Here is a 15,816-nt window from a genome sequence, read left to right as displayed (position 1 = left end):
GTGATCGCCTCCGCGCGGATGGTCTCGATCAGGTAGCGGCTGTCCCGGTGCCCCTCGGGCCGGGCCACCACCAGGGTGGCGCCGGTCATCAGCGGCCAGAAGAACTCCCACACCGACACGTCGAAGGAGAACGGCGTCTTCTGCAGCACCCGGTCCCCGGGGCCGATCGGGAAGGCGTCCTGCATCCACAGCAGCCGGTTGCGGATGGCCGCGTGGACGTTCATGACGCCCTTGGGCCGCCCGGTCGAGCCCGAGGTGTGGATCACGTAGGCGAGGTCCTCGCCGTCCACCGCGACCTCGGGGTCGGCGGCGGACTCGGCCGCCAGCTGCTCCGCGAGCTCGTCCACGCAGAGGATCTCCGCGTCGGTGGCGGGCAGCAGCGCCCGCACCCGCGCCTGGGTGAGCAGGACGGGGGCCTGCGCGTCCCGCAGCAGGTACGCCAGCCGGTCGGGCGGATAGCCCGGGTCCAGCGGGACGTAGGCGCCGCCGGCCTTGAGGACGGCGAGCAGGCTCACCACCAGGTCCGGCGAGCGCTCCATCGCGACGCCGACCAGCACGTCGCGGCCGACCCCCGAGCGCCGCAGCCGGTGGGCGAGCCGGTTCGCCCGCCGGTTCAGCTCCGCGTAGTCGAGCGAATCCCCCTCGAAGCGGACGGCCTCGGCCGCGGGCGTGCGGCGTGCGGCCTCCTCGAAGCACTGGTGGATCCAGCCCCGGCCGGGCCACTCGGCGTCCGGTCCGGTGCCGGCGGCCAGCGCGCCCGCCCGCTCGCCGTCGTCGAGCAGCGGCAGGTGGCCGACCGGCGTCCGCGGGTCGGCCACCACCCCTTCGACGATCCGGCGCAGGTGGTCCGCCATCCGCGCCACGGTCCGCTCGTCGAACAGGTCGCGGTCGTACTCGAACCAGCCGTGCAGGCCACCGTTGTCGTCGAAGCACTGCAGTTCCAGGTCGAACCGCGCGCCCTCGGCCCGCACCGGCAGCCGGCGCAGCCGCAGGCCGGCGCTCTCCCGGGCGGGCAGCGGGTCGCTCTGGTACGTCAGGCAGGTCTGGAAGACCGGCGGCCGGCTCAGGTCGCGGGCCGGCCGCAGCTCGGTGACGATCCGCTCGAACGGGACGTCCTGGTGCGCGTACAGGCCCAGGCACGCGTCCCGGGTGCGGGTGAGGACCTGGACGAAGTCGGGGTTCCCCGACAGGTCGGTGCGCACCGGCAGGGTGTTGACGAAGAATCCGATCAGCGGTTCCACCTCGGCCCGCCCGCGGCCGGCCGTGGGCACGCCGACCACCACGTCGTCCTGGTCGGCGTGCCGGTGCAGCAGCACCTGGAAGGCCGCCAGCAGTGCCATGTACGTCGTCGCGCCGTGCCGCTTGGCCAGGGCGCCCAGCTCGCGCATCAGCGGCTCGGGCAGCGCGAACGGCACCGAGGCGCCGTGGAATCCCTGGACGGCCGGGCGCGGGCGGTCGGTCGGCAGGGCGAGGGCGGCGGGCGCGCCGGCCAGGTGCGCCCGCCAGTAGGCCAGGTCCGCCGTCAGGTCGGCGTCCCGCAGCCACTGCTGCTGCCAGCCGGCGAAGTCGCCGTAGTGGATCTCCAGGTCCGGCAGCGGCGAGGGCCGCCCGGCGGCGAACGCCTCGTACAGGGCGAGGAGTTCGGACACCAGGACGCCCACCGACCAGCCGTCGGAGACCAGGTGGTGCATCGCCACCAGGAGCACCGCCTCCTGGGGGCCGACGTGCAGCAGCCGCAGCCGCAGCAGCGGCCCGGCCGCCAGGTCGAACGGTTCGCCGCGCAGCTCGGACATCCGCCGGTGGAACAGCTCCTCGTCGAGGCCGCCGGCGCCGAGGTCCTCCTCGGTCAGGTCGAGCGGCAGCTCGGCCCGGGCGACCTGGACGGGCTGACCGTCGCGCAACTCGAAGGTGGTGCGCAGCGACTCGTGGCGGCGCACGATCTCGCGCAGCGCGGCGCGCAGGACGGCGGTGTCGAGCGGGCCGTCCAGCCGGGCCGCGGCCGGGATGACGTAGGCCGGGTTGTTCGGGTGCAGCTGCTCCTGGAACCAGATGCCCTGCTGGGTCACCGAGAGCGGGAAGCTGTCCTCCGCCTGCCCGCTCTCGGCCAGCAGCTTCTCGAACAGGGCGCGCTGCTCGGGCGTGAGCGCCGCGAGGCGGTCGTCGATCTCGCTCATGCGCCCGCCTCGCCGCTCGGCAGGGCGCCGATCCGCGCGAGCAGGTCGGCCGCCACGTCCTCGCGGCGCTTGACGCGCCGGATCGGCACGGGCCCGGCGGCCGCCTCGCCGTCGCCGCCGGCCAGCTGGTCGACGATCCGCTGCGCCAACCCGCCCACCGTGGCGCCTTCGAGGAAGACGGAGATCGGCACGGGGACGCCGAGCCGGCCCTCGATCTCGTTGCGCAGTTCCACGGCCATCAGGGAGTCCAGCCCCAGGTCGATCAGCGGCAGCTCCGCCGCGACGCCCTCGCCCTGGGCGCGCAGGGTCGCGGTGGCGCTGCGGGACAGCTGCGCGGTCAGCGCGGCGACGCGCTCGGCCGGCCCGAGGGCGAGCAGCTCCTCGCGGGTGGGCAGCGAGCTGGCCCGGACGGCGGTGCGCGCGGCCGCGGCCGGTGCCCGCTCGGGCCGGTGCACCAGCGCGGACAGCAGCGCGGATCCGGAGGCCTCCTGGTAGCGGTGGCCCCACTCGGCCCAGTCGATCGGCAGGACGGCGACCTGTGCGAGCTCCTGGCGCAGCAGGGTCAGCAGGACCCGGACGGCCTGGTCGGGGTCGAGGGTGCCCATGCCGCCGCTGAGCCCGCCGGTGGACTCCGGTCCGCGCAGCGCCATGCCGGTCTGCGACCAGATGCCCCAGTTGATGCTCAGGACCGGCCGGCCCTGGGCCCGGCGCCGCTGGGCGAGGGAGTCCAGGAAGGCGTTGGCGGCGGCGTAGCCGGCGACGAACGGCGAGCTGAGGACGGAGCTGGCCGAGGAGCAGAGGACGAAGAAGTCCAGCGGCCGGTCGGCCAGCAGCCGGTCCAGGATCCAGGCGCCCACCGCCTTCGGCTTCAGGTGCGCTTCCAGGTCGTCGAGTTCGAGCCGGCGCAGCGGCGTGACCTCGCCGACGCCGGCCGCGTGCAGCACGCCGCGGATCGGCGGGCGGCCCTCCGCGTCGTGGCGGGCGAGCAGGTCGCGCACCGCGAACTCGTCGGCGAGGTCGCACACCGCCACCGTGACGGCGGCGCCGAGCGACTCCAACTCCCGGACGGCGGCGACGCGTCGCGCGGCCGGGGAGTCGCCGCGCTGCGCGGCCCACTCCTGCCGCGGCGGCAGCGGCGTGCGGCCGAGGAGCACCAGGTGGCGGGCTCCGGCCTGCACCATGGCACGGGCCGCGGCCAGGCCCACACCGCCCAGGCCGCCGGTGACCAGGTAGCTGGCGTCCGTGCGGAAGGTTCCGCCCCGGGCGGTGGGCTCGGCGAGCCGGGCGCGGGTCAGCCGGGCGACGTGGCGCACCTCGCCGCGCAGCGCGATCTGGTCCTCGCCGTCGCCGCCGGCCAGCTCGTCGAGCAACCGGTGGGCCAGCGCCTTCGGTTCGGCCTGCGGGTCGAGGTCGAGCAGGCCGCCCCACAGGCCGGCGTGCTCCTGCTGCAGCGACCTGCCCAGGCCCCACAGGGTGGACTGGCCGAGCGCCGCGCCCTGCGCGTCCGGGCCGGCGGCGCCGCGGGTGACGAGCCACAGCCGGGTCGGCCGGGTGCTGCGGACCTCGGCGAGGGCCTGCACCGCCCGTACCGCGCTCATGCAGCCGCGTTCCTGCCCGGCCAGCAGCTGGGCCGCGGACTCCGGCTCGGCGTCCGCGTCGTCGAGGCTCCACAGGTGCACCACCCGCAGCTCCTCCTCGGCCGGGGCGAGTTCGCCCAGCAGCCGGCGAAGGTCCGCGGCGCTGTCGGTGCGCACCTCGGCGGCGCCCTGCTCGGGGTCGTAGCGGTACTCGGGCGCGGGCACGACGCGCACGCAGCGGGCGCCCTGCTCCTCGACGGCCGCGGCGAGGGCGTCGCCGACGCCGGTGCGGTCGGCGAGGACGAGCCAGGTCGGCGCCGGGCCGTCCGGCGGGGCCGTCCGCACCGGGGCGGGCTCGGCGGGCTGCCAGTCGAGCTGGTACAGCAGCTCCTCGTCCGGGCCGGCGCCGTCCGGCCCGGCGGCCGCCGCGCCCGCCCGCTGGTCCTCCCGGTCCTGGTAGCGGTGGTGTCCGGCCGGCTCCTGCCGTAGCGGCGTCGGGTCGAAGGCGTAGCCGGGGACGGTCACCCTGGCGCGGGTGTAGTCGCGGTCGAAGCCCCGCCAGTCGATGTCCGCGCCGCGCGCGTAGAGCCGGCCCAGCGAGGACAGCAGCACCTGCCAGTCGTCCTGCCCGCGCCGCAGGCTCGGCAGCAGCAGGGCGTCGTGCCCGCCGGGCAGGCAGTCCTCGACCAGGCCGAGCAGGGTCGGGGAGGGGCCCATCTCCAGGAAGGTGGCGTGCCCCATGGCGCGCAGCGCGGAGACGCCGGCCGCGAACCGGACGGGCTGGCGGGCGTGTTCGGCCCAGTAGTCGGCGTCGGGCACCCGTTCCCACGGCCACAGCTCCCCGGTCAGGTTGGCGACCAGGGGGATGCGCGGCGCGCTGAACCGCACCTTCTCCACCGCCGCCCGCAGCGCGCCGATGACGGGCTCGATCAGGGGGGAGTGCGAGGCGGTGGTGATGCGCAGCTGCCGGCTCTCCACGCCGTAGCGCCCGAGGCTCGCGCAGATCGCCTCCACGTCGGCCCGCACGCCGGAGATCGCGACGTTCGCCGGGCCGTTGACGGCGGCGATCGAGACCGTGTCCGGGTAGTCGGCCACCGCCATGGCGACGTCCAGCTCGGGGGCGAAGACCGCCGCCATCGAGCCGTTCGCGGCCAGCGCCTGCATCAACCGCCCGCGCTCGGCGACCAGTTCGAGCCCGTCCTCCAGGGACATCATGCCCGCCACGCAGGCCGCGACGTACTCGCCGAAGCTGTGCCCGAGCACCGCCGCCGGCTCCACGCCCCAGGACCGCCACAGCTCCGCCAGCGCGAACTCGACGGCGAACAGGGCGGGTTGGGAGTAGGTGTTCTCGTCGACGAGCCCCGACTCCGGGTCCTCGGGGTGGATGACGGACAGCAGCGGCCGCTCCAGGACCGGCCGCAGGATCTCGTCGCAGGTGTCCAGCACCCGGCGGAAGGTCGGCTGGGTCTCGTACAGGGCGCGGGCCATGCCCGGCCGCTGCGGCCCCTGCCCGGTGAACAGGAACACCGCCTCGCCGGCGCCCGCCTGCCCGTGGGCGAGCCGCTCGCTCGCCCGGCCGGCGGCGAAGTCGCCCAGTGCCTCGGCGAGTTCGTGCCGCGTCGCGCCGGAGACCGCCAGCCGGTGGCGGAAGTGCGAGCGGCCGGTGTTGGCGGAGTGGCACAGGTCGGCCGGCGGGGTGGCGGCATCGGCCGTCAGCCGCTCCCGGTAGCGCTCCGCCAGCGCGGCCAGCGCCGTCCCGCTCTTCGCGGACAGCGCCAGCACCGAGGCCGGACGGCCGGTGCCGGTGCCGGTGTCGGCCTGCGGCGGCGCGGTGCGAGCGGGCGCCTGCGCCACGATCAGGTGGGCGTTGGTGCCGCTGAAGCCGAAGCTGCTGATGCCCGCGGCCCGTCTGCCCTCCGGCGCCGGCCAGGCCGTGAGCCCGGTCGGCACCGCGAAGGTGGTGCCCTCGAAGGAGATGTGCGGGTTGAGCCGCTGGAAGTGCACGTTGCCGGGGATCGCGCCGCGGCTGAGCGACAGCACCACCTTGATCAGCCCGGCGATGCCGGAGGCGGCCTCCAGGTGGCCGAGGTTGGTCTTCGAGGACCCGAGGTAGACCGGCGCGCCCTGCGGCCGGCCGTAGACCTCGGCGAGGGCGTCCACCTCGATCGGGTCGCCGAGGGTGGTGCCGGTGCCGTGCGCCTCGACGTACGAGACCTCCTCGGCGGCCACCCCGGCGGCCTCCAGCGCGCGGCGCAGCACATCGCGCTGCGCCGCGCCGTTCGGGGCGGTGATGCCCGAGCTGCGGCCGTCCTGGTTGACCGCGCCGCCGCGGATGACGGCGAGCACCTGGTCGCCGTCCCGCTCGGCGTCGGACAGCCGTCTCAGGACGACGATGCCGCAGCCCTCGCCGCGCACGTAGCCGTTGGCCGAGGCGTCGAAGGTCTTGCACCGGCCGTCCGGGGCGACCATGCCGGGGAACTGCGAGAAGGAGATGCTCGGCAGCGGCGAGACGATCGCGTTCACGCCGCCGCTGACCGCCAGGTCGCACTCGCCCGCCCGCAGGCTGCGGCAGGCCTGGTCCACGGCGACCAGCGAGGAGGAGCACGCGGTGTCGATCGCCATGCTCGGACCGCGCAGGTCCAGCACGTAGGAGACCCGCCCGGTGACGATGCTGTGGGCGGAGCCGGTGCTGGCGTACGCGGTGGCCTGTGCGGGGCCGGTGAGCTGCTCGGTGGCGAAGTCGTTGCTGCACACGCCGAGGAACACGCCGGTGCGGCTGCCGGCCAGTCCGGACGGCGCCTGGCCCGCGTTCTCCAGTGCCTCCCAGACCACCTCCAGCGTCAGCCGCTGCTGCGGGTCCATGGCGAGCGCCTCGCGCCGGGAGATGCCGAAGAACTCGTGGTCGAACCGGTCGATGCGGTCGAGGAAGCCGCCCCACCGGGTGCTCATCCGCCCCGGCTGGCGCGGCTCGGCGGAGTAGAAGTCGTCGACGTCCCACCGGTCGGCGGGGATCTCGCTCACCGCGTCGACGCCCTCGGCGAGGATCCGCCAGTAGCTGTCCGCGTCGACGGCCCCGCCGGGGAAGCGGCAGCCCAGCCCCACCACGGCGATGGGTTCCGCGGCCGCGCGCTCGTACGCCTCGATGCGGCGCTGCATCCGCTCGATGGTGACGTACGCACGCTTGAGCGTGGACGTCGAAGTCTGCTGCCCGTCCTGCGAAGTCATCAGTCCCGCCCCTCGTCGATCTGCGTCATCCTGGCCAGCAGCAGCGCTTCGACGTCGCTGTCGTCCAGCCGGTCGATCTCCGTCTCGATGTCGTCGGCCACCGGGTCCGGACCCGTACGGCCCGCGCGCCCGCCGCCCGGCGCCGCGCCGCCCGCGTGCTCCGCGCCCCCCGGAATCGCGCCGCCCGGAATCGCGCCGCCCGGAGCCACGCCGCCCGGCTCGGCGCCGCCCGGAACCGCGCCGCCCGGAGCCACGCCGCCCGGCTCCGCGTGCAGGGCGATCCCCATCCGCTCGGCGAGGAACGGCACGAGCGCGTCGACCGTGGGGAAGCGCCAGCCGATGGTGGCGGGCAGGTCGGTGTGCAGCGAGCCCTCCAGCCGTTTGCGCAGTTCGAGCGACATCAGCGAGTCGAGGCCCATCGCGGCCAGCGGCTCGGTGGGGTCGATCCGCGCCGGGTCGGTCTTGAGCACCTTGGCGACCACCGCACGGCAGTGCTCGGCGAGGATCGCCCGGCGCCGGCGCCCCGGCTCGACCGCGAGCAGCCGCCCGCGGAGCTCCGGCGGCGGCCCGCCCGGCACCGCCGCCGCCGGCTCGGCGGCCAGCAGGCCGGTGAGCAGCGCGGGCAGCAGCCCCGCGTCGGCGGCCTCGCGCAGCCGGCCGTGGTCCAGCGGCAGGACGCACGCCTGCGCCGATCCGGCGCGCAGCAGGTGGTCGAGCGCCTCGATGCCCTGCCGCGGTTCCAGCGCGAGGACGCCCTGGGCGGCCAGGGCGCCGGCCCGTTCGGGTCCGGCGGCCAGGCCGATCCGCGCCCACGGCCCCCAGTCGATGCTCAGCGCGGGCAGGCCCCGGGCCTGCCGGTACTGCGCCAGGGCGTCCAGGTAGGCGTTGGCGGCGGCGTAGTTGCCCTGGCTCGGCGAGCCGAGCAGCGCGGCGGCCGAGGAGAACATCACGAAGAAGTCCAGCTCCCTGCCCGCGGTGGCCCGGTGCAGCTGCCAGGCGCCGGAGGCCTTGGGCTCGGCCACCGAGCGCAGCCGGTCCCGGTCGAGCCCCAGCAGCAGGGCGTCGTCCAGGAACCCGGCGGCGTGCACGATGCCGGCCAGCGGCGGCAGCGCGGCGTCCAGGTCGGCGAGCACCCGGGTGACGTCCTCGGGGCGGGAGACGTCGGCGCTGCGCACCAGGACGGTCGCCTGCCGTTCGCGCAGCTCGGCGATCACCGACTCCGCCTGGGCGGAAGGTTTCTGCCGGCCGACCAGGACGAGGTGCCGGGCGCCCTGGTCCACCAGGTAGCGGGCGGTCTCCAGACCGAGCGCGCCCAGGCCGCCGGTGATCAGGTAGCTCGCCGCCGCCCGGACCGGGCCGTCCTGCGGCGGCACGGCGACCGTCGCCGGGGCGTCCGGCCGCAGCACGAGCTTGCCGGTGTGCCGGGCCTGCGCCATCAGCGCGAACGCCGCCGGTGCCTGCGAGAACGCGAAGTCGGTCACCGGCAGGGCCGTGAAGTCGCCCTCGGCGAAGCCGCGCGCGACCTCGGCGAACAGCTCGGCCACCAGCTCGTGCTGCTCGGCGAAGGAGCGCTCCAGGTCGACGGCCAGGAACGCCCGGTTGTGCTTGAGCGCGCCCAGCGGAAGCGGCTGGTCGTCGTAGACGTCCCGCTTGCCGATCTCGACGAACCGCCCGCCCGGGGCGAGCAGCCGCACGCTGCGGGTGAGCGCCTCGCCGGCGAGCGAGTTGAGCACCACGTCCACGCCGCGCCCGCCGGTCAGCGCCATGACCTCGTCGGCGAACGTCAGCGAGCGCGAGTCCATCACCCGCTCGACGCCCAGCGAGCGCAGCAGTTCGCGCTTCTCCTCGCTGCCCGCGGTGGCCAGCACCCGCACGCCGTTGCGGCGGGCGACCTGCAGGGCCGCGAGCCCGACGCCGCCGGCCGCCGAGTGGATCAGCAGCGTCTCGCCCCGGCGCAGGCGCGCCAGGTACTCCAGCCCGTACACCGCGGTCAGGAAGGCGACCGGGGTGGCTGCCGCCTCCTCGTCGGTGAGCTTCTCCGGCGCCGGGGCGACCAGGGGGGCCGCGGTGGTGGCGTACGCCGCCATGCTGGACGGCGCCACCGCCATCACCCGCTGCCCGACCCGCAGCCCCTCGACGCCGGCGCCGACCGCCGTCACCCGGCCGGCGCACTCACCGCCGAGCGGCACCGTCCCGGACACCCCGGGGCAGATGTCCATGGCCTTGAGGACGTCGTTGAAGTTGAGCCCGGTGGCGGCCACCTCGATCTCGACCTGCCCGGGGCCGGGCGCGGTGCGCTGCCAGCGGGCGGCGGCCAGGCTGTCCAGGACGCCCGGTTCCGTCGCCAGGATCCGGTGGTTGGTGTGGACGGCGGGATCGAACGGCTGCCGCCGCCAGGCGGTCGCCACCGGCCGCGGAGCGCTGTGCCGCTCCAGCCGTGGGGCCAGCCGCCGTTCGCCGCGCAGCACGAGCTGGGCCTCGCCGGCGGGCCGCAGCGCCTCGCCGAGCAGGGCGGCCGCGCTCTCGGCCGGGCGGTCCGGATCGAGGTCCACGACGGCGGGCCGCAGCTCGCCGTGTTCGAGCACGATCACCCGGGCCAGGCCCCACAGCGCCGCCTGCGCGACGGCCGGCAGCGCCCGCTCGCCGCCGACGCGCTGGGCGCCGCGGGTGGCCAGCAGCAGCCGCGGCGAGCCCAGGCCCGGCCCTGACGGGCCGTCCTCGGCGAGCGCCTGGACCAGATGGAGCACGGGGGCGCAGATCCGGTCGACCGGCTCCAGCAGCGGGTCGAACTCCCGTGGGTACCGGGCCGGTTCGCCCTCGGGCTCGAAGGGTTCGGCGTCCAGGCTCCAGGTGTGCAGCACCGCGGCGCACGGGCCCGTCCGGGTGGCCGCCAGGTCGGCCAGCAGCGCCTCGACGTCCTCCCGGCGCAGCGGATCGACCTCGTAGCGGCTCTCGTCGACCCGCCGGTATCCGTGCGCGGCGGTCACCGTCACGCAGGCGGCGCCGCGCGCCGCGAGCGAGGAGCGCACGGCGTCGGCGACGCCCTGCCGGTCGGCGAACAACAGCCACCAGCCGGCGCCGGGGTCCACCTGCTCGGCGACGGCCTCGGCCGGCTGCCAGGCGAGCTCGAACACCGCCTCGGCGGCCGTGCCCTCGGTCTCGGCCGGCTCCAGGCGGCGCAGCGTGATCCGGTCGACCACGCCGACCGACCGGCCGGCCTCGTCGAGGAGTTCCACCCGGCCGCCGCTGATCTCGTCCCCGGCGTCCGTGATCGCGGGCACGGAGGCGTGGGCCCAGCGCACCGCGCGGCCGTCGCCGGTGAGCGTGAACGCGCCGACGCCGACCGGGAGCCAGGTCGCCCCGCCCGTCCCGTCCACGGCCGCCGCCAGCGCCTGCAGGCAGCTGTCGAGCAGCGCCGGGTGGATCAGGTACGGGTCGCGGTCGCCGGACACCTCGGCCGGCTCTTGCAGCCGGGCGAGGGCTTCGTGCGTGCCGCGCCAGAGCTGCTCGACGCCCTGGAACGCGGGCCCGTACTCCAGCCCCGCGCGGCCCAGCCCGGCGTAGTGCCCGGCGCGGTCGAGCGGCCGCGCGCACCGTTCGCGCAGCGCCGCCAGCGGCTCGTGGAGCGGCTCGTGGGCGGCCGGCGCGGGCGCGTCGCGGTAGCGTCCGTTCGCCACCTCGGTCCACTCGCCGCGCCCGGCCGGGTCGCGACTGTAGAGGCGCAGCGTCCCGGTACCGGCCGTCTCCCCGCACAGCACCAGCTGCAGGGTGGCGTCCTCGGCCGACTCCGGGACGACCGTCATCCGGGTGAAGCGGACGTCCTCGACGACCGCGTGCCCCTCGCCCGGCGGGCGCCCCTCGCCGAGCGTTCGGCGCGCCGCCGCCAGGGCCGCGTCCAGGACGAGGCTCGCCGGCAGCACGGCGGCCCCGGCGACCCGGTGGTCCCGCAGGTACGGCAGCCCGGCCAGGTCGACCCGGGCGCCGAAGTGGACGGTGCCCGGCCGCAGGGCCGAGGGCAGCCGCGTGCCGAGCACCGGGTGGCCGCCCTCCCGCGGGCGCTCCGCGCGCGGCGGCGCCTCGTCCAGCCAGTAGCGCTGCCGCTGCCACGGGTACCTCGGCAGCCGCACCATCGGTACGCCGCCGCCGTGGACCGCGGCCCAGTCGACCGGGAAGCCGGCGGTGTGGAGGCGGCCGAGCTCGGCGAGCAGCGCATCCCGGCCCCGCTCGTCCCGGCGCAGCGAGGCCACCACCGCGCCGTCCGCCTCGCGCTGCGCCAACCGCTCCGCGACGGCCTCGCCGAGCATCGGGTGGGGGGAGATCTCGACGAACACGTCGTAGTCGGAGTCGACCAGACCACTGACCGCCTGGTCGAACAGCACCGGCCGGCGCAGGTTGGCCGCCCAGTACTCCGCGTCCAGCCGCAGGTCCGCGCCGACGCGCTCGCCGGTGACGGTCGACACCATGTCCAGCGCCGGCGGGCCCGCGACCAGGTCGCCGAGCAGGACCTTCAACTCCTCGCTCAGCGGGTCCATCCGAGGGCTGTGCGAGGCGAAGGCGACCGACTCCAGCAGGCGGCAGAAGACGCCCTCGGCGTCGAGCCCGGCGGCCAGCGCGGTGAGCGCGTCGCCGTCGCCGGACAGCACCGTCGAGGTCGGGCCGTTGCTCGCGGCCACCCAGACCGCGCCCGGCGCCCGCTCGGCGAGGATGCGCTGCGCCTCCTCGTGGCCGACGCCGACCACGGCCATCCGGCCCCGGCCGATCGCGGCGCGGATCACCCGGCCGCGGTGCAGGGCCGCCGTGAGGGCCGCGTCGAGGTCCAGGGCGCCCGCGACGTGCGCGGCGGCGATCTCGCCGACGCTGTGGCCGACCACCGCCTCCGGCTCGACGCCCCAGGACCGCCACAGCGCGGCCAGCGCGATCTGCACGGCGCACAGCGCGGGCTGCCCGACGGCGGGGTCGGCGAGCAGGCCGTCCTCGGCGTCGGTGCCCAGCCGCTCGATCAGCGACCAGCCGGCGAGCCGGTCCAGGATCGCGTCGCTGCGCTCCAGCGACTCGCGGAACACCGGCTCCGCGTCCAGCAGGTCACCCGCCAGCGGCCACCAGCGGGGCCCCTGCCCGGAGAAGACGAACGCCGTCCGCGGCCGCCGGCCGACCCTGCGCCCGCCCCAGGACAGGCCCTTGCGCTCCTCACCCCGGCCGAAGGCGCCGAGCGCCTCCCGCAGGCCGGCGAACGAGCGCCCCACGCAGGCGAGCCGGACCTCGTGGTGCACGCGGCGCACCGCCGCCGCCGCGCAGACCTCGTGCAGCCGCACCCCCGTTTCCGGCTCGGCCAGCTGCGCCTCGTACCGTGCGGCGAGTTCGCGCAGCGCCTGCTCGCTGCGGGCCGAGAGGGCCAGCAGCTGGGTGCCGCCCGCCGGGGTGCGCGGCGCGCGCGCCGCCTGCTCGGGGGCCTGCTCCAGCACCAGGTGGGCGTTGGTGCCGCCGAAGCCGAAGGAGCTCACGCCGACCAGCGCCCGGTCCTCCGAGGGCCAGGGCCGCAGCGCGTCGGCCACCCGCAGCGACAGGTCCTCGAAGGGGATGTGCGGGTTCGGCGTGCGGTAGTGCAGGCTCGCCGGGACCATCCGGTGACGGACCATCAGCGCCGCCTTGACCAGTCCGGCGACGCCCGCCGCGGCCTCCAGGTGGCCGATGTTGCTCTTCACCGAGCCGATCACCAGCGGAGCGCCCCGCTCGCGCCCGGCGCCGGCCACCGCGGCCAGCGCCCGGGCCTCGATGGGGTCGCCGAGCAGCGTGCCGGTGCCGTGCGCCTCGACGTAGTGCACCTGCTCGGGGCGCACCCCGGCCCGGGCGTACGCGGTGCGCAGGACCTCCTCCTGGGCGTGCCGGTTGGGCGCCATGATGCCGTTGCTGCGCCCGTCCTGGTTCACCGCGCCGCCGCGGATGACGGCGTGCACGGTGTCGCCGTCGGCGAGCGCCCGGCTCAGCGGCTTGAGGACCACCACGGCGGCGCCCTCGGAGCGGACGTAGCCGTTGGCGCGCGCGTCGAACGGCTTGCACCGCCCGTCCGGGGACATCACCCCCGCCTTGGTGAAGTTGACGGCCAGGGCCGGCGACAGGATGACGTTGACACCGCCGGCCAGCGCCAGCGAGCACTCTCCGCGCGCCAGGCTGGCGCACGCCTGCAGTACGGCCACCAGGGAGGACGAGCACGCGCTGTCCACCGCCATGCTCGGCCCGCGCAGGTCGAACAGGTAGGAGAGGCGGTTGGCCGCGATGCTCAGCGCGTTGCCGGTGCCGGCGTAGGCGTCGACCGTGGCCAGGTCGCGGAACTGCAGGTGCGCGTAGTCGCTGGTCGCGATGCCGACGAAGACCCCCGTGGCGGAGCCGGCCAGGCTCTCAGTCGCCACCCCGGCGTCCTCCAGGGCCTCCCAGGCGACCTCGGCGAGCAGCCGCTGCTGCGGGTCCATCCGCTCGGCCTCGTGCGGGGAGATCCCGAAGAAGTGCGGGTCGAAGCGGTCGACGCCGTCCAGGAAGCCGCCCCAGCGGCTGTTGGTCCGGCCGGGGACGGACGGGTCCTCGGCGGTGAACTCGGCCGCGTCCCAACGGCCGGCCGGTACGTCGCCCACCGCGTCGCGGCCCTCGACGAGCAGCTGCCAGAACGACTCGGGGTCGTCGGCGCCGCCCGGGAAGCGGCAGCCGATGCCGACGATGGCGACCGGCTCGTACTCCTGCGCACCGCCCGCCGGTTCGGCTTCGGCGGACGGGCCCGACGCGCTCCGTGCCGCACCGGAGCGGGGCGGCCGGGCGGTCGCGGGTCGCTCGGCCCGCCCGCCCTCGGGGGCCGTGCCCAGGTGGCGGGCGAGCGATTCGATCGTCGGGTACTCGTAGGCGAGCGTCGCGGGCAGCGTGCGCCCCAGCCAGTGCTCGATCCCGCCGACCGTGGCGACCAGCTGCGCGGAGCTCAGCCCGTAGTCGACGAACGGGCGGGTGGGGTCCACGGCTTCCGGTGCCAGGCCGAGCAGTTCGGCCAGCTCGCCGACGAGGCGCCGCTCGATCGCGGAGGCGGGGACCTCGGGGGCTTCGGGGACCTCGGGGGCTTCGGGGGCCTCGGGGGCCTCGGCCGGTGCGGGGTCGGGGGTGTGCGCGGACGGCGCGCTCCAGGAGGCCACCGCGTTCAGCTCGTCGGCGAGGAAGGCCTGCTTCGCCGCCCGGCGCTGCAGCTTGCCGCTGGAGGTCTTCGGAATGCCGCCGCGTCTGAGCAGGACGATGTGGCGCACCGCGATCCCGTGCTCCTGCGCCACCGCGGCGCGGATCGCGGCGAAGACGCTCTCGGCGTCGAGCGCCGGCGGTCGCCCGGCGACCTCGTGGACGACGAGGAGCCGCTCCTCGCCGTCCTCCTCCACCGAGCACGCGACGCCGCAGCCGGGGTACAGCGCGGGGTGGCTCGTCTCCGCCGTCAGCTCGATGTCCTGCGGGTAGTGGTTCTTCCCGTCGATGATGACGACGTCCTTGAGGCGGCCCGAGACGTGCAGTTCGGTGCCGTCGAGGAAACCGAGGTCTCCGGTGCGCAGGAACTCCCCGACGCCGCCGCCCGGTTGGCCTTCGGGCCCGTCTGCCGCGTCGGTTTCCGCGTCCTCGCGGATGCGGGCGCCGAAGACCTCGGCGCTCTCCTCGGGGCGCTGCCAGTAGCCGTGCGCGACACTCGGCCCGCGGACCCAGATCTCGCCGATCCGGCCCTCGGGCAGCCGTCTGCGGGTCTCCGGGTCGACGATGGCGACTTCCTGGCCGGGGATCGAGGACCCGCAGCCGACCTGCGTCCTGGCAGCCCGGCCGGGCACCGCGTCCACCACCGCCCGCTCGGCGAGGGCGGCGGCGTCGACTCTTCGCGTCACCGGCCCGGTCAACTGCCGTCCGCCGGAGGCGAAGAGCGTTCCCTCGGCCAGCCCGTAGCACGGGTAGAACGCGTTGCGGTCGAAGCCGCTCGACTCGAAGGCCCGGGCGAAGCGGTCGATGGTGTCGATCCGGACCGGCTCCGCGCCGCTGAACGCCACCCGCACGCCGCTCAGATCCAGCGTGCGGCGCTCCTCCTCGGAGATCTTCGCGACGCAGAGGTCGTAGGCGAAGTTCGGGGCGCCGGTCAGCGTCCCCCGGAACTCGGAGACGGCCCGCAGCCAGCGCAGCGGGCGCTTCAGGAACGCCATCGGCTCCATGAAGGTCAGCGGGTACGCGCCCAGGCCGGGCGCCAGCAGCCCGGCGATCAGCCCCATGTCGTGGAAGGGCGGCAGCCAGCTGACCAGGTGCCGGCCGGGGTGGTCGGCGAAGACCCGCTCGTTGATGGAGGTGACGTTGTGGATCAGGTTGGCGTGGCCGACCATCACGCCCTTGGGGGTGCCGGTCGATCCCGAGGTGTACTGGAGGAACGCGAGGTCGTCCCCGGTGGTCTCCGGTCTGCGCCACCCGTCCGCGGCGGCCGGGTCGACCTCGTCGACCAGCAGCCAGGTGAGGTTCGCCAGGTCCGGTGCGCGCTTGGCGAGTTCGTCGGCCATCGCGGCGACCGCGCGGTTCGCCAGTACCACCGTCGGGCGGGCGTCGGCGATGACGCTGAGCAGGCGCGGGAGCGTGCGTTTCATGAAGACCGGGTCCGGCGGATACACCGGGACGGCGATGACCCCCGCGTACAGGCAGCCGAGGAAGGAGGCCAGGTAGTCGAGCCCCGGGGGGCAGATGATCAGTGCGCGGTCCCCGGCGGCGGCCCGCTCGCGAAGGGCCGCGGCGATGGCGCGGACCCGCCGGTCGACTTCTTCGTTGGTCGGGCTGACGGGGTCTCCCTCGCCGTCCAC

General features: G+C 76.1%; 3 protein-coding genes (1 of these 3 running past the window's edge). All 3 read right to left on the bottom strand.

Annotated elements, in window-relative coordinates; genetic code table 11:
- Tightly spaced (each overlapping or abutting the next), the 3 genes in view from VM95_RS28110 to VM95_RS28100 form a layout consistent with a single transcriptional unit that may run on beyond the window.
- On the bottom strand, positions 1-2,174 hold the 5' portion of the coding sequence (locus VM95_RS28110; protein WP_045701836.1) for a non-ribosomal peptide synthetase. It extends 1,183 nt beyond the left edge of the window; only the first 2,174 of its 3,357 coding nucleotides appear in the window; its start codon is at positions 2,172-2,174; its stop codon lies off the left edge, out of view.
- On the bottom strand, positions 2,171-6,976 hold the full coding sequence (locus VM95_RS28105; protein ID WP_045701834.1) for a type I polyketide synthase: 4,806 nt from the start codon (positions 6,974-6,976) through the stop codon (positions 2,171-2,173). The genes VM95_RS28110 and VM95_RS28105 overlap by 4 nt, the downstream gene beginning before the upstream one ends.
- A complete protein-coding gene (locus tag VM95_RS28100) occupies positions 6,976-15,816 on the bottom strand; it encodes a type I polyketide synthase (protein WP_244178973.1) in 8,841 nt (2,946 codons plus the stop codon). Before VM95_RS28100 ends, VM95_RS28105 begins: the two co-directional genes overlap by 1 nt.

Origin of the sequence: Streptomyces rubellomurinus (genome assembly GCF_000961885.1) — a bacterium.
In the GTDB taxonomy this organism is placed as follows: domain Bacteria; phylum Actinomycetota; class Actinomycetes; order Streptomycetales; family Streptomycetaceae; genus Kitasatospora; species Kitasatospora rubellomurina.
Note: the sequence above shows the minus strand (reverse complement) of the source record. Positions and strands in the feature narration are given on the sequence as shown.

Excerpts from the sequence above, each read along its gene's own strand:
- VM95_RS28105 (WP_045701834.1), bottom strand. The coding sequence starts at position 6,976 with ATGACTTCGCAGGACGGGCAGCAGACTTCGACGTCCACGCTCAAGCGT.